Here is a 19,548-nt window from a genome sequence, read left to right on the forward strand (position 1 = left end):
GCTTATAGCCATGCTATATTCCTGGCGTTTCTAATAACAATACCACACAGATGCTCACAGGGAGGGAGGCAGGGCCGGGGAATAATCCACGACCACTGCCTGATCTTCCACTGTGGTCCTGGCAGTACCCCGGTGCGGTTCTTTTGATGACAATTCTAATGTAAGATCAAGAAAGGCTTTGACGAGTGTGCAAAGTTGGTCTGCATCATGATCGATAATCTGGTAATTGTCTCTGTATCTTGCTTCGGTGTAGCTTCCGGCCAACACCCGGAAAAGTCTCTTTTCTTCTTTAAAATGGCGTTTAAATAGCTTGGCAGGCTCTGTGGAAAAACATGCACAAAAGGACAGCAAACGATCAATGTTATGAAAATCGGACCGGTAACCGGTGTACAACCGAATCAAGCCCCGACAAGCCTGTTCTACCGCCTGGTGCAGCAGAAAAGTGACATTATTATAAAATTCTTTTTCGTAACACTCATAGGCGCATTCCATAAAACCGGAAGCCATGCTATACATCCTGTTGAACGCATCTTCATCTTTTGAATAGTCAACACTTATATTTTCACTTGCAACTTCAGGGACCATGGTAAAACCGTCGGATGTGTAAACTAACAGACCATTCAGGCAGGATTCTGTAAAGAACCTATCCCGTTTGTGAACCGCCTCTATGACGGTTGCAAGCCCATGAGCGACGATAAATACGCCTGGAAATAGATTACTGATAAAATCCTGAAGGGTATACTCAATTCTTCTGAGCTCCGTAGTCAGGACTAAAAGATAATAGGTGTTTTTCAAATTACTTTCAGTATCAGTAAAACAGGTATCAGTTGTTTCCTCAGAACGCAATACACCAAAACAAATGATCTTTTCGATTTGACAGTGGCTTTTAAGCGCTATTGCAATTTCCTGTAATTCCTTTTGTTGCGCGTCGCTAACTTTAATGGCTTTATTTTTCATATTTCAATAATTCTGCTTCTTGATAATCAATTATTCGTTCAAAAGGTCACTGATAAGCATAAGCAGATTACCTGTTTCCTGCATAAGTTCCATAATCTGTTCTTCAGAAATTATGAGCGTTTCCCTTACCGACTCCGGATACACGTTTTCAATGAGGTTATATATTTCAGGATGTTTGTCCTTGCGTTTAGTAAACCAATCTGATATTTTGGAGTCGACAATTAAGGTCAGGGTAATCAGCCGGGTGAGATTAGGGATAGTGGTTTCAAAGCCAACCTTCACGTCCATGAATTCGCTAATCACCGCTTCCATCGATTGATGTATTGCATGGAGTGCATCATGAAGATCTTTTCTTCGTATATAATAATTTATCTCTTTGTAATGCAGTGTTGCTAATGTCAACCACTTCTTACGGGGTGCGGTAATTAAATCGATTTTTACAATATCTTTTCTTAAAGCATCCAGCCTAAGTTCTTCCGCCTCGTAAATTACCAAACCATTCATTAATGACCAGTTTAGGAATCTTCTATCTGTGGGGTTGCTTTCTGTTACAAGCTTAACGCTGTCGACTACTGTAGAAATATTAATCAGCGGCCTGACGGCATGTTCGATGACTTGGTTAATAAGGTAACTTAGTTCATAATGGGCATCATCTATTAAGATATAAAGTATGTGACCAAACGGATCTTTAATTGTGCCGATCAACATGATTGCTTTCACCATCGGCGCTGCACCGATAATGGCTTTGGCGAATGTTTTCAGAGGTTTGGTTGCCGGAGATTGCGGGACCATTTGATCTATGATACCAACCTCCGGTTCAAACGGGTTTTCCGCTCCACTTTTTGACAGTGTAGCCGCATCGATCCCTGTGTTGTTTGGTAATGATGGCTTGTTAGTTTCCCGCTGAAAAATCAGCCATGCTGCCGAGTACATTTTTTTGATGTGCTCATAAACTGTAATAATCTCTCCGGGTGTCGTTGTCTCGTCTATCGCGTTACTCGATAAAGCGGCATTGATCCATTCCCAAAGGTGATCCCGGAATTGCTCCGGTTGTATTTCATCAAAAGCAGCCTTTATAATCAAATATGGGTTAAGAAGTTCTGCTTTAGTAAGGTGGCTGGGGTACCAAATCCAACCATCTTTCTCAGTCATGAGCTGCTCCTCTTCGATCTTAGTAAGAACATATTGATGATCCTGATAATCTAAGAATAGTATGTACAAGCATTCCAGCATCCTTATATTTAGTTCGTAATCATAGAGCAAGTTTCCTGGTCCGAAACGCTCATCGTTATAATGTTCAAAGTTCACAACATAGTGACGCCACCTTTTCAGCTTTTCAAAATGACCTTCGACATCATTAGCATCGAAAAAGCCTTTGAGTGGAATAAATGGATTCCTTACCTCTGATTGGCGAAGAAATTTAGGATAGTGGTCCCATGGAGCATAAACACCGCAATACATAACCAATACATTAAACCGGCCTCCATTGACCGGCAATACAAAGTTGGCCAGTTGAATAATGCTAAACTATTCTAGCCTGTTTCTATCGAAGAAATATCAAGGAATAACTTATTCACGGGGTATTTCTAAAACAGGCTTTTCCACACAAGGATATTTTTTTGTTACATTTGTTTATATATCATACTATCACATATCTGACTTATGAGCGCTACTACTGACACACCAAAGAACATTCATCAAGGCCGTAACATTAAACGTTTCAGGGAAATGCTTGGCCTAAAACAAGAAGCCTTAGCTTATGCACTTGGTGAGGAATGGAGCCAGAAAAGGGTGTCGCTTTTGGAAGCTAAAGAAACAATAGAAGATGATATCATAGATCAGGTTGCGAAGATTTTAAAAGTTCCTGTCGAGGCGATCAAGAACTTTAGTGAAGAAGCAATGTTCAATATAATTGGGAATACCTATCATGATGGTTCCAGTTCAGTTCAATACCAATGTACTTTTAACCCAATTGATAAGCTTATCGAGATTTATGACGAGAATAAAAAACTTTATGAGCAACTTCTTGCCAGTGAAAGAGAAAAAGTAGAATTACTTAAGCAGTCGAAAGGACTCTAGGTTACCTATTATTATAGCCACACCCAGTCATTGCACCGCTTAAACAACCGGAGCTTAAAGCAGGGAAACGGTCAAGGGCGGGGCAAACCAATAAAAAACAAACAACCCTGCCCCGTTCATATACCCTTTACCGTTTTCCTGCGTGAGCTAATTTTGTGACCGTGGTGCTGTGACTAACCGATAACTGTGCGCCGGGAAAAGCAGGTGTGGATGAGGAACGAATACACTCCTGCACGTGCGGCAGCGAGGCTGATGGCGAAATGAAACCCGGAGCGCAGCGCGTGGTGAAATGCAGCCACTTGCCGCAGCCGCATGGGATTATCTCCCTGCCTGTAATATCAATACTCAGCGCCCTTAACCAGGCATTTGTTCATGAGCTTAAGCTTACTGTATAATGGTTTATTAACGAGCTATTGGATTTTGAATGCGATTATCTTCAAAATAATACGTTTGCTTGTAAAAAACATTCACCAGCCGCCCATCTTTAAACCGTTGCTCTGCCCTCTGCTTTGTTGTTTCTGCTGTAGTTTTAACGCTCTTTCCAATTCCAGTTTTTCCTGCCGCTTTTGCTCCTGCTCCTGTTTTCCCCGCTCTTTTATTTCCAATTTTTGTTCGTAATCGCCATGCTTTAGAGTATTGGCATAGATAAAAGTTTCTTTAAGTTCCCGGTCATAATCAAATACCCGGTCAAATGTTCGTTCGGCTGCTTGTTTGAAAGCCACCCGGTCAAACTGCCCGACTTTCAAGCTATGTGCCGTATTCTTGCCCCGTGAATTGTTCATCGGGCTTAAACGGATACTGTCGGTAATATCTTTCCTGCTGACAATGACCTGTATGTGCATCTGCTCTCCCGGTTTTTGTTCGCCCCGTTTAACAAGTCCCTGTTTTACTTCTTCATCTTTACGGGTATAATAACGGTGATTTTCTAATTTACCAAAGTATAAAATGTCTCTATTGCCCTGTACCTTATCCTTTTTAAAGTTCTGGGCATATTCACTCATGACCTGGTTAGCGTATTGCTTTAATTGCTTCTTAGCATCCTCCCCGCCAAATTCTTCTTTGAGAAATAACAACTCGTTTTCGCTTGGGCTGATATTGACCAGGAAAAACTTAGCCTCATCTTTGGAAAGCCGGTCGGTATTGTGGTCAATATCATAACGTACCTGGTAAGGCTGTATAAGTTGGCTTTCTTGATTAAACCAGTATTCCGGCCCCCGTTGCGGGTTTTGTTCATAAAGCAGCCGGTTCTCTTTTTCCAGGTAACTGACGAGTTGGCCGCTGCTGCCTTTATTATTCCCTGTTTCGCTCTTACTGATATTGATGTGCATGGCATTTGTTTTATAGGTTCTTTACTTGTTGCCGGACATTTTGAATCAGGCTGTCCTTATCGGTCTGTTTGGTCATCATTCCCATTACTTCCCGGTGCTGGATATAATACTCTAAGATTTCAAGACATTTGCGTTTGGTGACATCTTTGGTGTACTGCGCCTTTTCGATGTTCTTAATCGAAGTCTGAATACTGTTCAGCATAGATTGCTGGTCCGCATAGGCGGTCTTTTGATCCTTATTATGGGCAATGATATGCTGATTAAAAAAGTTAACAATGCTGATCTGTGAATTAGTCATCCCCTCAAATGATTTAACCAGCGGCTTCAATAACTGATCTTCCAGTGTCCTGATAAACCCAATGATATTATCGCTGCGTTTAACCAGTTCTTTTTTTAACAGTTCATCGTTCAAATCCCTCGGATCTTTCTTGCTCTTATAGAAATAATCTACCATCGCAATAAAAAATTCAATCTTGGTCAGGCCGCATTTTTCGGCCATTTTTTGCAGCTTGCTATCGGCTGTTATCGGGAACCGTATGGTTTTGATATTTTGGTCTGTCTGTTTGTACATGAAATTCCAACCTTTCTTCATTAGCTGTTAAACAATCATTTAAATCACGGTATACTGTAGAGTATACCAAAAACGCCCCTTATAGCTATTTCTAAGGGGTAAAGTATACCTCCGGTATACTAAAAACTGGCCTGGCCCCGCAGGGCGAGCGGAAGAGTCAGGTGCAACCTGACTCCCGCTCGCTCACTCCGCTTTCGCGAAGCGACCTGTGCTTTCTTCCAGATTTGCGAAGCAAATCATATCCGGTGCAGCTATTCGCTGCACCGGATATGTAGCCCGATACAAAGTATCGGGTTATACTTCCCAACCGGCAGGCCAGTAAACCTGGCTGCCCAATTTAGGATGATATGATGGCTGGTAACGGATATAACCATACTCATCCAGCTCCCGGATGCATTTATGATAGGTAGCAATCGAAGCGATCTTGCTAAAAGCCATCAATTCCCTGCGAGTAACCGCAAACGGACTGGCAAAACCATTCCGTTGCCACTGGACAAATAAAGCCGAGAAAAGGCTGATGTGCGTTGCGATCAGCCGCTGGTCGCCACTCATGCGGCGCAGCAACTTGCCGTAACCGGCAAGCTCAGCATTTGAAACGGCCTGCTTCATTTCAAACCTCCTTCCAATAGCTTGTTGATATCTTCCAGTTTGTAATACATGATGCTTCCTATCCTGGTAAAGCTTAGCGTGCCGTTTATACGCAGGTTTTGTAAGGTACCCGGCGAGATATTCAACAGCTTCCTTACCTCGTTGCTTTTTAGCCATTTCTTAGACTGTCCTTGTCCCGGTTCCATCAGCTGCTTGATCTCCGTCAATAATTCACTCTTAAACTCCCTTAAATCCTCCTTGGTGATCAATTCGATTGCTGTCATAGTTAATTTTTTAATAATGAATAATTCTTGCCCAAATTTGAACAAGCGCTATTTTATTGATTGGGGTCTTTGATAGTGTCACCCAAATCTTCGTTTATTACATCTGTTTAGTTTCGCACGGTGGTGGCCTCCTTTCTTTATCAAACCTGTTCAGCGGAACAATAAAATGCCAGCCACTGAACACAATGGTTCAAAAGTGAGGGCTAAAACAGCGAAATGAATGACCATTAGAGGCGTTTGGTCACGAATGAAAAGACAAAATCCTATTTCTTAGGCTTTTGAATGATTTTGAAAAGCTTATCCTTTTCACTGATAATCGTGTATTTCGGTGGTGGGTTATCTTTATCGGCAGGGAAATAGTTGTGGGCAGTATCGATGGATATGGGTTTATCACCGTGTTGGAAGTTCTTAGCGATCAATTTGTACCAGGGGCTTTCGGTTTGGCTATTGACGAGTTTGTTGTCATTGGGCAGGATCAATATTCTGATCTGATTAACCAAATCGATAAAAACCGGTAGGCCTCCTTTACTGATCACGATCTTTTCACCAGCTTCGTATTTAGCGGCTACTTTCAATTCGCTTTCCAGCACTTTTATTCTTTCCTCTAATTGATCTATACGTTTATTTTTATCGCTGATGACCGATTCCAGTGGTTGTGTTTTATGCCACTGATCAATAGTTTTCAGAAAAGTCAAAAACATTTCCAGCTTAGCTGTAAAAATCAACCCTTTGGCATATGCGCTACCAGACGGCTTTAGGCCTTTATAGAATTTGATCCTGTTGGTTATGATATCATAAACATGATCGAAAAAAGCTTCTTCCTGGCCGGCGTTCCCTTTCAGGTAGTGGTTTAATTGGTGACTGTAAAACGAAGGATATTCATCTTCCCTAATTTTATAGATCTTATCCATAAAGAAATTTAAACCGAAAATCCTGTCTGTAAATATCGGCCAGCCGATATCGTAACGATGAGGAAATAGCTCAAAGCGGCCACGGAATATAAAATAGCTGTTTGAGGGCATAAAAAGACATTTCTTAGTAAACGACTTACCAAGGTTTTAGTTTTATGATTGAAAGAAATTGGACTTTGCCGTCATAAATAAATGGATCGAGCCCAGTCTGTGGAGCCAGAATGGGCAAGCACGAAAAATCGGTCGCTTGCCCTTCTTTTTTTCTTCTATTTCGTTACTAATCAAGTAGATACAAGTATATAAATCGCTTGTTTTAGCGGTTCGATGTTGCAATTCCTCGAAAGTGAATTTTTGGGGGTACATCGAACCAATCAATTGACGCTTTTCAGAAACCTCTAATTTTGAGTATATTAGATTTAGCTGCGTTAACTTAGTGATCTAATGCGTACGGAACAGCATGATCAAGCATGCCGGAATGTCCAGTGGTGCTTGCATTCGATAAAATAAATGATATTATATCGTTGAGCCCCATTCCATCACACGGAAATCCGCGAGGCCGAACTGAATATACGGTGCGACTTCATTTACATGAAATAAGTAGTCTTTTTACATATTTTAGTTATTTCATGACAGCGCAGGTTGCCAAAACAATTGGTCGTCAGTATTTTAGATTCAAATAAAATCAAAGCCTAATAACTATGATGCCAATCATCATAGCTATCAAACACTACAGACCTTTAAATCAATCTTTATGAAAAAAACATTTAACAAAGTAACGTTTTTGCTTACTGCGGCACTTCTATTGACATTCGTGAGCTGTAAAAAAACCATTTTAGAACCCGCAAGTCCCAAAACGGTTAACCATCTTAAAAGCATGTCGGCATCCGTTTTGCCTAACCGGAAAACCCAGGTATATATTGGGATAGCTGATTATTGGACACAGCAGGCAGACCCCGCAAATTACAGTCAATGGAACTATGTAAGGCACAACGCAGACGGCTTCTATGCTAATTTTATATCCATGTGGCAGAATAAATATCAAAGCAGCGCGCCACAGCAAAACATAAACAATATGCGTAGCGCATTTGTCAACAACGGCTGTTTTTTTGAGACCAGCCTGGAAACACAGGTTAACGATGGTCCAAACGGTGCGAATAATCAAAGCACAGATGAAAACTCGATAGCGGCGCTAAGCACAGGCGGTTTTAACGTTAACAACACTAGCCTTAACTATGGCGTAAATGCCGGAAGAGTAAATACATTAAAGACTTACCAATATACCAGGACCTGCATGGCACTGGAAGGCGCCTGGACATTTGGAGGGGACATTAACGGGGCTGGTAATTCCCAGGTAAGACAGGATATATTGGCAACAGATGGCGTGGAGCTTGACGGGCCAATGGGGTTTTGGTATTCTAACGGCGGAGGTATGCGCGAGGGGACTTATTCAGCCATTCAATTTGCTCATAGTCACGGATTGTTAGCAACTATATTGTTATCGCCGTACAATGCCGGCCAAAGCGGATACAATGCTACTAATGATTTTTTTAATACTTCAAAACAATGCGTCCTGAATTGCGAAGATAATAATGCAGCGCCCGACATTTGGGCCATATGGACTTACGGCGAAGACCCTGGTCAACCAGCATTCCCGGAATCTGTTACCACAAACGGACAAACTGCCCCGGCTAATACCATGATGGGCGTTGGCTATTGGTTGCTTAAGCATTTAAACAACCTTCCTCAATTTCAAATACCTAATACAGGGGCGGTAGGTAATAATACATCCGTAAATATTATTGACAATTCGCATGCTCAATTGACCATGAATACCCAGGGGGATACCACCAGTTTTTACGCCATGCCAATCGTTTTTTCAAATGCCCCCGACCCGAAAATAGAGATCTCACCAGTCATCAGTGCAGCCCTCAGCGGAGACACGACCAACTGGAAGGTTACTTTCAAACTTGGAAGCCAGGATGTTACAAATCAAATATTACACAATGGCGGCCTGAACTGCGTAGGAACTAAACGCATCACCAACAACAGCAATCTTAACCTGGTTATGAATCTCAAGGCCTCTAACCAAGCTGCGCAGCCAATCAGCGTGAATTTTACAACCATGAGCAACATTGGAAATACAGGCAACATCAGCAACTATTCAATTGTGGCACAAACACAGTCGGGCCTGATAAACGGGGGGATATATCAAATAACCAATCGCTATCTTAATAAAGCACTTGAGTTTGCCGGTGCCGGTACAGCCAATGGAACCTTAGCCGATTTGTTCGACTGGAATGGAACGCTTACGCAACACATGCGACTAAACAACCAGGGAAATGGTTATTTTCGTTTAACACCGATGCATGACACCGGAGCATGCCTGGACAACTCAGGTTCCTTAGCTAATGGAGCCCAGACAACACTTTGGGAGTGGAATGGCGGAACCAACCAGATGTGGTCACTATCCGCAATCGGCAATGGTTTTTATAAGATTATAAACCAGACCAGTGGAAAGGCGCTGGAGGATACCGGTTTTGCCACTAATAACGGCGCTGCGGCTTGTCAATGGGATTATGTTGGCGGCGCTAATCAACAATGGAAATTTACTTATTTGGGCAATTAAAATTGCGGCTTCGGATCCGGTAAGTGGCTGAGAAGTGTCATTTACCGGATTAATTAAACTGTCGATTCGTTTAAAAAGTGATTGCAGATTTATATCGATTCGATCTTTAATCTAACAGTCCGCATCAAGCGCTCGGTATCCGGCTGTAATGAATATGATTTGTTGCCATCCCGTCCTGGAAACCTTTTCCATCTTTGTATCATGGCAATATAACAACTGTTTAGCCAAATGCTTTACACGCTATAGAATCCGATTGGACTGATGACGATAAAATTACCATTAAATACTTTAAGCTTCAGTTCTGCATTGTCATCAACCAGGTCTATACGTACAAAACGGAAGCCGGTATTACCAACCTCCGGTTTACCCAGCCATGATAACGATACTATAAAATCGCGCATGGCGTGATCTTTGGTTGCATTCCTGACCGTATCGTCAACATCCGCCATGGCTTCGGCAGCAGATTCGCCAAATTGAAGCCGTACCCTGATCGGTTTGCGGCCCTTTGACCGATCAGTAATTAATTGCAGTCCACCATGAATTTTCTTTGCCAAAATCCAGCAGCATACCGGCTTTTCACTTTGCGTTGCTACTTAATATGCATTGGTTCTTGCCCGAAAAATCTGACCGGCCAATGCCTTTTTTCAAGTATTTGATCGGCATCGACAATTTTTTTTACTCGTTTTCGGACTGCCAGAATATTTTAATGAGCGCAAGATAACGCCGCACACTGGTTTCGCTGCGGGCTTGCTATTCCCGTTCTGCAGAAAATACCGGGGACAGTTGAGCTTCTGCTGTTATAGCTAAACTAAGGAATAAGATAATAGAAAAAATGTATTTTTTCTATTATCTTATGGCTATGTGATTATAATTCGACATGTTTAGGCAATGCTTTAAGCAGTTTATCCCATCCATTTGCGTTTTAACAACGGGAGCCTGCTACCTATTCAGTTCAATTTATGGGCGTTAGGTAACCGTTACTGCACCCTGCGTTTTTGTGGTTATTACACCTATTTTACGGATGCAAACAATAACATCAATACCATATGGTGTTACCCCGTTTGGCGATTGATCACGCCTATTTTGTCACTTTAATATTCACCGGCCCGGTTATGCCCGAAGGCTCAAGCGGGCTTGTTGGTGTATATATGTTTACATTCGTCCAGGTTTTTCTTTGCTCCGGCGACAGACGGCTATCCCCTATCAAACGGTTAACCCAGGTGTTGGCCACATCAATATCCAGCGTGTTTACACCTGGCTTAACTGCACTGGTTATATCCAACTGGTAGGGCGCTGTCCAAACGCCGCCAACAGATACCCCGTTAACCTTCACTTTAGCAATTGCTTTAACCATGCCCAGATCAAGTATTATGTGCTGGCCCTTGTCAATTTTAGGCCCCTTGAATGTATGGTGATATATTGCCGTTCCCGAATAAAATTTAATGCTGTCCTCGGGGCGTAAGGCCCAGTCGGTAAGTTTATCAAACATTACTGGTTTTGCCGGGCCCCACCTTTTAGCATCAAAGGTTACTTTCCACTGGCTGCTTATATCGGCAACTATTTTTTGGTCGGGATAATTTAAAGCTTCGCTTACAGCAGTATCCTTACTGCCTGCATTACGGAAAACAATGAATGAGCTTTGGTATGGGGCCAGCTTAAGGGGTACGATAGTTACACCAGCTTCCTGTTTGTAGGAAGACAAATTGCGAGAGCTGCCGGTTACCGGGTCCCAAAGCTCGGGCGATTTTCCTTGTACCCTGAACGTTGTATTCAGGCTGATATTTTTATCTGTCTGGTTTGAAATAAAATAGATATCGCCACCGGCAATTTTGCGGTGGATAAACAAGGCCTGCCCGTCGGCGTTAAACTTGCAATCGGGTATAACATTTATCAGATCGAGAGCTTGTTGCGTATCCATACCATTTATTACTAACCCTTTGCCGTATTTATGGATTTTTATGGTTGTACCATTTATATCGCCCCAAAGTTCGGCAGCGCCGCTTTGTATTTCCTTATCGGCGATGCCATAGTTTTGCAGGCTTGGCGAACGGTTTGGCGCAGGGCCTAATACCACTAAGCCCTGGTTAACCAGTGTTTTTAATTTCCTTAAAAATTCAGGCCGCATAGTTTCCAGTTTGGGCAATATCAATAGCCTGTAACTCATGCCTCCCGGTAAAACCAGTTTTCCATCCACCACTTTCGCCCAGTTATTGATCACTTCGGCATTGATGTAATCAAAAGAATAACCTAATGGCAATTCAGGGTCGCGTACGCCTGTCATCTTAGGTGCATCCTCACCAATATAATAAGCAACATCGGCCACGTAGGTACCCTGACGCAACATCAAGTTGCATCGTTTAAGATAAGTAATAAACAGATCTAGATAATTAAACCATGTATTGTTATGATTAAATTCATTACCGAAATTGGCATTGATACCGGGAATCTTATCCAGGTATGCCTGCTCGATATAAACGTGTAATAAGGTGTTGTTTATACCCTCGGTAAAAAAACGGTCGCCCCGTTGTTTCATCGTAGCGGGGTAGCGCGAATAGCCGTAAAATCCGCAGGTAAATGATTCGGCTGAAACTTTGTTTTTCCCATAGATATGCGCGCATGAAGAGGCCGCCCTGTTCTCGATATTTCCCAGTTCACCCTCGCTCCAGAATTCGCCTGCAACTTCGTCCGACTGACCGCCGTATTGCAAAAATTCGCCAGGGAAGCCCCAGTGTCCATAATTTTCGAGCCAGGTGGTCAACCCATTCTTATGACTTACCTCTCTAAGACCAGCTACATACTGGTAGGCTACTTGGTCAGCGATGAAGCGGCGCATATCCCATAAAAAACGGTCAGACATTTCGACACTGCCTACTACCTGCCCGTTCATTGTGGGGATATATGGCGTAGGATCATACCCATAAGTATTTTTAAACTGTTCGATCAAACCATCTGTCCAGTTCTGGCCGCCAGTTTCATAACTATCCTCCACCGTTACTTTAAAGCATTTACGGTCGGCTGCCGGAATGCGGCGGATGATCTCGCCCAAAAAAGCATCAAAATGTTCGGCAATATGTTTTTTACTCATCTTGTCCGTTTCCAATCCGCGCCCCTCAGGAGCGGCGGGAGAATTTGGCACCATGGTCGATGTCATGCCGCTGCGCATAATTATCCAGTTGCCGCCGGGTACAACCCAGTTTAAGGTACCATCGGGGGCCATGTATTTAGAAATATCGATCACTTTTTTGGGATCAATCAGATAATCGCCATTATCAACAACTGGCTGTGCGGCCCACTGGTACTCTTTCCAGTAAGGCAGTGGGGTCTGATACATTTTCGCCAGCGTTTTTTCGCTATAATTTTCAATCTCCGGCAATTCAGAGATCTTCAATTCTGCAATAGCGCAATGTTCGGATTCTTTATCAAATATGATTCTGAATTTTTTTGATGTGGCTGCCGGTATGGATACCACCGCAGGTGCGTAAGGGGCAAAACCAACGTTCAGGTTATCATTACTCCTGTCAATTTTAAAGTGCCTCACTGTTTGGTAAGTACTGTTATTAAAAACCTGCACGTCGCCTTCAAAATACATCATTTTATGAGCCGGATAAATAGTGATACTGCGGGCTGTAAAAGCATCGGTTGTTGCAATAGTTACCTCAACCGGCTTATTTTCAGGCATCTCAACCACTGTATTTTCATCGCCGTCCATAATGTTATTGATCGCCGTAACAGAAGGTCCTGATGTGATAACCGGCTTATTTTTGATAATAGTTGAATTGTAGCCTTTGGGTGCGGGGTAAGCGATTACCCTTACATCCTGAAATTGCTCGGTGGGTGCTGATAGTTTTTGGTTAAAACGCGACGGCCCCTTAACCATTTGGCTTGACGATGTAAGATAACGCATACTTTGCTCTGGCTTAACCCATGGGCCGCCAGACTGACTCCAGCCCGGGCTATTAAAGATGCCAATATCAATACCCAGTCGGGTTGCTGTTTTGAGTGCCGTATGCATAATATCCCACCACTCGTTGGATAATAGTTTTACTTTACCGTAAGGAGTATCATCCAAACCTACGTTACCGATAAAGGCGCGATTGATACCCACCTTTTTCATAGATTCGAGGTCTTTTATTACGCCCTCTTTCGATATATTGTCAGATACCCAATACCAGTAAACGCTGGTCTGGATGGTATCGGGCAAATTTTTAAAGCCTGAATAAAGCTTCTGGCTACGGCTTTGCTGCGCGAAAGCTGTGGCGGACATACTCAATAAAAAAACAATCAGCAAACTAATGTATTTGGTGTGTTTGTGTAGTTGCATAGTAAACTTGATTTTAGATAGATATAGCTTGATCACTTTTAATTGGTATAGAAATGGTTAAACCTGCGTCAGGGTGAGGAATTACCATTAATAAAAATTCGTTGATGTCATTAAGTTTTGAGGATGTTATCAACCCAGTAGAAATTAAAAGACAGTCTCCCGCTTTGCTTTTTCAAAGTGCTTAAAGGGATTTTAAGGGTCAGTGCATTATTGCTGACAGTGTATTTAATAATTGCGACCGTTTTCCAGGCTTCATTTACTCTTTTCTTTGAGGTAGTTTCCTGTTTACAATGCAAGATGCAATAGAAGTGTTAGGCAGATGAAAGCTTTTACAAAAAGCTATTCATTTAGACATAAGCATACAAAAAACAGAAATTATACAAAGGGATGAACACTATTCATAGTTCTTGATTAAAAAAGATGATAACATGGTTATTCAAGTTTAAAAAGGAGTGCAAATTTTATTGCACTCCTTTATCAAAACGTAAAAAATTATGGTTTGTATTCGGCCGAGGGAACAGGAAAATAATCCCAGGTGCCTTTTGCATATTTGCTGGCCGGGTTAATCAGCGACGTACCAACTTTCGGTGATTTGGCCGCCATTTGGTGCAGACTAACTTCCGCAATCCCCCATCGCCTCAGGTTTTCGTAGCTCCAGTCTTCACCGGCTAATTCAACCCTGTACTCATGCTGGATAGCGGTCCGCATTGCCGCCTGAGCTAAACTCGCACTGATCATCGGCAATGTACCGGTAGCAATTGTTTTCTGGTATATCCTACGCTGATCAATCGATATACTATTGTTTGCACGGGTTCGGAGTTCGTTAATATAAGGTACGGCTTCGACTGTCCTCCCAACTTCATTTAGCGCTTCAGCGTACATCAATACAGCATCGGCAAAGCGTAGGTATTTAATATTGAGATCTTCGCCGGTGACACCTGCGTTATTTTGCAGGCCGGTACGTTCTTTAGCATTTCTCAAATATTTGTAGTTAGGATACCAGTCGTTGTTTTTCCCCGGCCATACCCAACCCTGGTAGGATTTATCAGAGTTGTCCTTAACATCATAATTAAGCGTATTGGTTGCAGTATTAACTTTTACATTTTTTATGAGGAACTTACCTATTGAATTATGTAACAAAGTATCGCCATTCAGGTTTATATAAAATACATCACCTGGTTCAAGCATAGTATACGTAAATCTTTTATCTTCAATTTTACCTGAATTGTCTTTTTCAAACTCATCATAAAGATCAGCTGTGAAACATTCTCTTCCTCCGAAACCATCGTACATATCTGGTTGCTCAAACACCTGTAAAAAGTTGCCCGGCGCACCTACTTCCAGACTGATACCTGCACCCTGAGGGTAATACATTTCATTTACTTCGAACACAGACTCGATACTTTGATCGTGTGCTTTATTATACACATCGCCATAGTTTGGCAGCAGGTCAACGCTGTAATCTGCCCTTTTATCCTTTGGCACCATATCAGCCAAAATATCAACTGCTTTTTGCCAGTTATCGGTTTTATTGATAGGATAGCCGGCAAGTTGCATGTAGGTTTTGGCCAGCATCATTTTAACCGCAACCTGGCTTAACCTGCCTTTATTGGCGGCATCCCACGTTTTTGGAAGGCCGGTTAAAGCGTCCTGAAAATCCTGGATAACCTGCGCATAAATTTCAGTTGCGGTATTAAATTTAACGTTATAATATTGTGCTATAGGTAAAACAGTGGTTATAATAGGTGCTTTGCCCCAGCGGGTTGCAACCATGTAATACATAAAGCCCCTGATAGCCTTACATTCAGCAGAAAGCTTGTTTTTCTCACCATCGGGGATTGACGCTGTTTTCAGCTTATCAAGCGTATAATTACAAAGATATATCCCCTGGAAACAGTATTTCCATCCCCATAAAAATTGAACGTTATCTGGCGAAAAGTTATTCCATACTGTAAAGTCATCTGTATTGGTGCGCAACAGATCAATTCCTGCATAGTCATTCAACGCGTGACGGACAAACAGGTAAATAGGCCCAAGATGTACCGTACGGTTATAGTTTTGGAAAACAGCCCCCTGGCATTGAGCAATCGTTTTGTAAAAATTATCATCTGTTACAACAGCATACGGCGCCGAGTTTAAGAAGTCTTTTTTACACGAACTTACTGTCAATAATGACAATAACATTATCACTGGTATCGTATATTTAAGCTTTTTCATTTTTATTTTTTTATATTATTATATAACACCACCTATCAAAATCTGGCGCTTAAACCAATAGTATACGTTTTTTGAATTGGGTAACGGTCCCCGTAATCAAGGCCCATAATATAACTTGGGCTATTACCCTGGCCACCTTCGTTCACATTCAGCCTGGCACCGTTAGCAATTTCAGGGTCATCGCCACGATATTTTGTAATCACAAAAACATTTTCGGCCGATAAATAAATGCGGAAACTTGTAAAACCTAAGTTTTTCAACCCATTTCCGGGTATAGTGTAGCCCAATTGAACGTTTTTCAGCCTCAGGAACGATCCGTCCTGGATGCTGGATGATACAGGTCCTTTTTCGTAATTACGTTTTGTGCCACCATTGCTCACATTAGGGTATAGGGCATTCATATGGGTTGAGCTCCATGAATTGGCAACTACATCGCTCCATATATTTTGCGGACCGCCCTCATCCCATCCCGACAGATAAATATCGCCTATTGAGTAAATTGAGTTTCCATACACCCCATTCCAAAATGTTTTCAGGTCAAAGCCCCCGTAATTGAAATTCAGGTTAAATGAATAAGATAATTTAGGATTTGGGTCGCCGAGAACTTTTTTATCCTTGTCATCGATTACACCATCGTTATTTAAGTCGGCAAATTTAAAGTCACCAACTTGCGCGCCCTGCTGCCTTTCGTATCCAGCAGAATTTTTTAGCTCGGCTGCGTTATTATAAAAACCTTGAACAACATACCCATAAAACGCTCCCAGCGGATCACCCTGTTTCATTTGAATAACAATAGGGATACGTTCGTCGTTCACCTGGATAGGGATATTATCATTCAGTTTAAATACCTTGGTTTTGTAGGTAGATAAATTAACACCCAGGTCGATGCCTAATTTGCCTAAGTTGGTGGTATAATTGGCAGTAAAATCTAAACCATGGTTTTTAATTGAAGCGCCATTAACCCATTGTGTAACAGGCGCTATACCATCCGAAGCAGGTACGCCCGAGTATAAAGGCAGTGTTTTTTGATATAATACGTTGGTAGTGTAACGATAGAAATAATCGATACCTAACGTTAACTGGTTTTTAAACAGGCCTATATCAGCACCAATATTTGTTGACGTAGTAGTTTCCCAGGTAAGATCAGGATTGGGAGCATTGGTAGGACCATATCCTTGAACAAATGTTTTGCTGGAATTATCGCCACCAACACCGCCCAATACATAACCACGGTTGTTGGTACCGGCTATTTGCGACAGGTAAGGAAAATTAGATTGAATGTTTTGGTTACCTAACTGACCCCAGCTACCCCGAAGTTTCAAGTCGCTTAACCAGCTTGCAGCAAAATCTTTAAAGAATTGCTCATTGAATACCCTCCAACCTAAGCCTACCGAGGGGAAAGTCCCCCAACGTTTTCCGGGAGCAAAACGGTATGACCCGTCGCGGCGTATACTTGCCTGTAATAAATAACGGTCATTATAATTATAATTTACACGACCGACATAGGATAGATAAGAAAAACTAAAATCACTCCCGCCAGCATTATAATTTGCTGTTTGCGCATCAATTACTTGTAAATACGGATCATTGGAAATGCCTGTAGTTGCGCTTGCATTAAAGTGATGTGAAGTTTCCCTCTCAGCCACCGTGCCTGCGGTAACGCCGATAGTATGTTTACCAAAAGATTTATTGTAGCTCATGAAATTGTTCCATGTCCAGTGGAAATACTTTCCAAAATAATCACCAACCGCGGTTGTGGTAGAATACTCACGTGCTCCTAAAGCAAATATCGGCGAAAAGCTATGAGAATCATTATCAATGCGCTCAAACCCCAAGGTTGAATTGAATTTTAAACCAGCCAGCGGATCGAAAATCTTACCGAAATCCAATTCGCCCTGAACGTTCCCATAAAGGCTAAGCCAATGGTTGGTTCCATTATTTCTTTGTGTTTGGGCTACCGGATTGTTCAGGATATTTAATGCCTGAGCAACATCAAAATACTGGTTGTAAGGCCTTGAATCTGCATCGAGCGCCGCTATTTGGTCGGCAGTTTTGTATATAGGCGCAATGCTGGGAACGTTCCGCGCCGCGCCATACACGTTATTATTATGCCTTACCTCGTTGCTTATGGCAAGGTCCTCGTTAAGCTTAAACCATTTAAACAAATTATTAGTAGTATTTAAACGTACTGTGAGCCTTTGATTGTCGGACTTTAATTGTGTGCCATCAACCATGGAATAATCGACACTTGTGAAGTAAGTATGGTCTTCGCTGCCGCCCCTAATGCTTAAATCATAATTTTGATTTGTACCGGTGCGGGTTATAGCTTTCACCCAATCGGTATTGTACCCCTTGTTGTAAAGGTCCGTTAGCGGGCCGTCTTCATTTTTTAATTTTATGTAATCAAAAAACTCCTGCGAATTGGCCATAGGGCGCACCCTGCCATTTTTAGCTGATCCATAATAGGCATCGAAAGAAATCTGCCTTTTTCCCGATTTACCTTTTTTGGTAGTGATGTAAATAACACCGCTTGCAGCGCGGTTACCATAAATGGCTGCTGCAGCCGCGTCTTTAAAAACCTGGATACTCTCGATATCGCCAGGATTTAAAAAATTAAGCCCATTATTTACAGGGATACCATCAACCACGTAGAGCGGGTTATTATCGCCAAAAGTGCCGACGCCCCTGATTCTTATCTTGCCATTTGAGCCCGGCTCGCCGCCATCTGCCGTTACTGTTAAGCCCGCAGCCTGCCCTTGTAATAAGGACTCTGTATTTTGTACCGGCATGCCTTCCAATTTTTTGCTGCTTATGATTGAAATTGCCGATGTAAGGTCCTTCTTTTTCTGGGTACCATAACCGATAACAACTACATCGCTTAAAGTCGTAGAATTTGCAGTTAATGTAATGTTGATAACACTCTGGTCACCTACAATCACTTGTTTTTCGGCAAAACCAACGAATCTGAACACCAAAGTACTACCCGAAGCAGCCTGAATCGTATAATTACCGTTCAAATCGGTTTGCGTACCGTTTGAGGTCCCTTTTACTAATATTGACACACCTACCATAGGGTTACTTTCAGCGTCTTTTACTACCCCTTTAAGGGTAGCGAGTTGCTGGGAAAATACTGTAAGGCTGAAGCACAAAACTAAAGCCATTAAATAGAAGTGTTTTCCATAAAAAAGTTTTAGTACAAGTTTCTTTGACATAGTTTTTAATTTAGATTTATAATAGCCCGATTAGGCGGGCGGCAAAATTGGTTAATTATGCAACTATAGATATTGGTATTTCCCCCCGCAACCCGCACTGTTATGCGCGGTGCTATATTTTCATGGATTATATTTTAAATAATGCTTTAGGCACTGGTAAAATATTGCAATTCATAAAAATATAAGATCTTAAGTATTTATAAATCAGACAATAAATTTACATCCTCTGACTCTTAAGCATTTTCAATCAAGAGATTTCGGTGTAATTTTGAGATCACTATCATTTTGCTTTATTTTTTCTGAGGTAAAATATCTTTTAGCAAAACATTGCCTGCCAGTTCATTTATTTCGCTACTTTTTGTCGTTAACAACACGGAGGCATTTTGTAGACTGATCGGTATCCATTAGGTGGAGCGGCACAGCGGTCCTTCCGGCCCCCTGCTGAACAAGCGTA

At 42.0% G+C, this 19,548-nt stretch carries 14 protein-coding genes; 3 read left to right on the forward strand and 11 right to left on the reverse strand.

The window, feature by feature from the left end:
• Positions 1 to 54: 54 nt before the first annotated feature.
• Entirely contained in the window at positions 55 to 957 is a 903-nt protein-coding gene (locus Q0R88_RS08520) for a HEPN domain-containing protein (RefSeq protein ID WP_295715033.1), read from the reverse strand.
• A gap of 30 nt (positions 958 to 987) precedes the next feature.
• Positions 988 to 2,418, reverse strand: coding sequence for a hypothetical protein (locus Q0R88_RS08525; protein ID WP_295715036.1), 1,431 nt, complete (start codon positions 2,416 to 2,418; stop codon positions 988 to 990).
• A 201-nt stretch (positions 2,419 to 2,619) separates the two neighbouring features.
• Here Q0R88_RS08525 and Q0R88_RS08530 point away from each other — a divergent pair, with 201 nt between their 5' ends.
• On the forward strand, positions 2,620 to 3,036 hold the full coding sequence (locus Q0R88_RS08530) for a helix-turn-helix transcriptional regulator (RefSeq protein ID WP_295715039.1): 417 nt from the start codon (positions 2,620 to 2,622) through the stop codon (positions 3,034 to 3,036).
• Positions 3,037 to 3,242: 206 nt separating this feature from the next.
• Entirely contained in the window at positions 3,243 to 3,431 is a 189-nt protein-coding gene (locus Q0R88_RS08535) for a hypothetical protein (protein ID WP_295715042.1), read from the forward strand.
• 72 nt (positions 3,432 to 3,503) lie between these two features.
• On the opposite strand, the gene Q0R88_RS08540 is transcribed toward Q0R88_RS08535, so the two are convergent.
• The 5 genes from Q0R88_RS08540 to Q0R88_RS08560 all read right to left on the reverse strand — a co-directional run bounded on the left by Q0R88_RS08540 (position 3,504) and on the right by Q0R88_RS08560 (position 6,829).
• Positions 3,504 to 4,364, reverse strand: coding sequence for a DUF5712 family protein (locus Q0R88_RS08540; RefSeq protein WP_295715045.1), 861 nt, complete (start codon positions 4,362 to 4,364; stop codon positions 3,504 to 3,506).
• A gap of 10 nt (positions 4,365 to 4,374) precedes the next feature.
• Positions 4,375 to 4,956 carry a BfmA/BtgA family mobilization protein gene (locus Q0R88_RS08545; protein ID WP_295715048.1) on the reverse strand — a complete coding sequence of 194 codons (582 nt, stop codon included), beginning with the start codon at positions 4,954 to 4,956 and terminating at the stop codon, positions 4,375 to 4,377.
• A 273-nt stretch (positions 4,957 to 5,229) separates the two neighbouring features.
• Complete coding sequence (locus tag Q0R88_RS08550) at positions 5,230 to 5,544, reverse strand: hypothetical protein (protein ID WP_295715051.1); 315 nt, start codon at positions 5,542 to 5,544, stop codon at positions 5,230 to 5,232.
• Positions 5,541 to 5,807, reverse strand: coding sequence for a helix-turn-helix domain-containing protein (locus tag Q0R88_RS08555; protein WP_295715053.1), 267 nt, complete (start codon positions 5,805 to 5,807; stop codon positions 5,541 to 5,543). The genes Q0R88_RS08550 and Q0R88_RS08555 overlap by 4 nt, the downstream gene beginning before the upstream one ends.
• A 263-nt stretch (positions 5,808 to 6,070) precedes the next feature.
• Positions 6,071 to 6,829 carry a hypothetical protein gene (locus Q0R88_RS08560; RefSeq protein ID WP_295715055.1) on the reverse strand — a complete coding sequence of 253 codons (759 nt, stop codon included), beginning with the start codon at positions 6,827 to 6,829 and terminating at the stop codon, positions 6,071 to 6,073.
• Between the two features lie 640 nt (positions 6,830 to 7,469).
• Between Q0R88_RS08560 and Q0R88_RS08565 the strand changes: the two genes are divergently transcribed.
• Positions 7,470 to 9,344 (forward strand): RICIN domain-containing protein, encoded by a 1,875-nt coding sequence (locus Q0R88_RS08565; RefSeq protein ID WP_295715058.1) that lies wholly within the window; start codon positions 7,470 to 7,472, stop codon positions 9,342 to 9,344.
• A 233-nt stretch (positions 9,345 to 9,577) separates the two neighbouring features.
• Here Q0R88_RS08565 and Q0R88_RS08570 read toward each other — a convergent pair whose 3' ends face one another.
• The 4 genes from Q0R88_RS08570 to Q0R88_RS08585 all read right to left on the reverse strand — a co-directional run bounded on the left by Q0R88_RS08570 (position 9,578) and on the right by Q0R88_RS08585 (position 19,094).
• The gene (locus Q0R88_RS08570; protein ID WP_295715059.1) at positions 9,578 to 9,898 is read right to left on the reverse strand and encodes a hypothetical protein; all 321 of its coding nucleotides are present in this window, start codon (positions 9,896 to 9,898) and stop codon (positions 9,578 to 9,580) included.
• Positions 9,899 to 10,422: 524 nt separating this feature from the next.
• Positions 10,423 to 13,665, reverse strand: a complete 3,243-nt coding sequence (locus Q0R88_RS08575; protein WP_295715061.1) for a glycosyl hydrolase — start codon at positions 13,663 to 13,665, stop codon at positions 10,423 to 10,425.
• Between the two features lie 492 nt (positions 13,666 to 14,157).
• Positions 14,158 to 15,882 (reverse strand): RagB/SusD family nutrient uptake outer membrane protein, encoded by a 1,725-nt coding sequence (locus Q0R88_RS08580; protein ID WP_295715063.1) that lies wholly within the window; start codon positions 15,880 to 15,882, stop codon positions 14,158 to 14,160.
• 35 nt (positions 15,883 to 15,917) lie between these two features.
• Positions 15,918 to 19,094: a TonB-dependent receptor gene (locus tag Q0R88_RS08585; RefSeq protein ID WP_295715065.1), complete on the reverse strand. Its 3,177-nt coding sequence runs from the start codon at positions 19,092 to 19,094 to the stop codon at positions 15,918 to 15,920.
• Between the last annotated feature and the right edge of the window lie 454 nt (positions 19,095 to 19,548).

The organism is Mucilaginibacter sp. (genome assembly GCF_025362475.1).
Taxonomy (GTDB): Bacteria; Bacteroidota; Bacteroidia; order Sphingobacteriales; family Sphingobacteriaceae; genus Mucilaginibacter.

Bases quoted from the DNA above. Each gene is read 5' to 3' on its own strand.
- Q0R88_RS08575 (WP_295715061.1), bottom strand. From the start codon at position 13,665: ATGCAACTACACAAACACACCAAATACATTAGTTTGCTGATTGTTTTT.
- Q0R88_RS08580 (WP_295715063.1), bottom strand. From the start codon at position 15,882: ATGAAAAAGCTTAAATATACGATACCAGTGATAATGTTATTGTCATTA.
- Q0R88_RS08545 (WP_295715048.1), bottom strand. From the start codon at position 4,956: ATGAAGAAAGGTTGGAATTTCATGTACAAACAGACAGACCAAAATATC.
- Q0R88_RS08540 (WP_295715045.1), bottom strand. From the start codon at position 4,364: ATGCACATCAATATCAGTAAGAGCGAAACAGGGAATAATAAAGGCAGC.
- Q0R88_RS08520 (WP_295715033.1), bottom strand. From the start codon at position 957: ATGAAAAATAAAGCCATTAAAGTTAGCGACGCGCAACAAAAGGAATTA.
- Q0R88_RS08565 (WP_295715058.1), top strand. From the start codon at position 7,470: ATGAAAAAAACATTTAACAAAGTAACGTTTTTGCTTACTGCGGCACTT.
- Q0R88_RS08560 (WP_295715055.1), bottom strand. From the start codon at position 6,829: ATGCCCTCAAACAGCTATTTTATATTCCGTGGCCGCTTTGAGCTATTT.
- Q0R88_RS08530 (WP_295715039.1), top strand. From the start codon at position 2,620: ATGAGCGCTACTACTGACACACCAAAGAACATTCATCAAGGCCGTAAC.
- Q0R88_RS08550 (WP_295715051.1), bottom strand. From the start codon at position 5,544: ATGAAGCAGGCCGTTTCAAATGCTGAGCTTGCCGGTTACGGCAAGTTG.
- Q0R88_RS08555 (WP_295715053.1), bottom strand. From the start codon at position 5,807: ATGACAGCAATCGAATTGATCACCAAGGAGGATTTAAGGGAGTTTAAG.
- Q0R88_RS08525 (WP_295715036.1), bottom strand. From the start codon at position 2,418: ATGTATTGCGGTGTTTATGCTCCATGGGACCACTATCCTAAATTTCTT.
- Q0R88_RS08585 (WP_295715065.1), bottom strand. From the start codon at position 19,094: ATGTCAAAGAAACTTGTACTAAAACTTTTTTATGGAAAACACTTCTAT.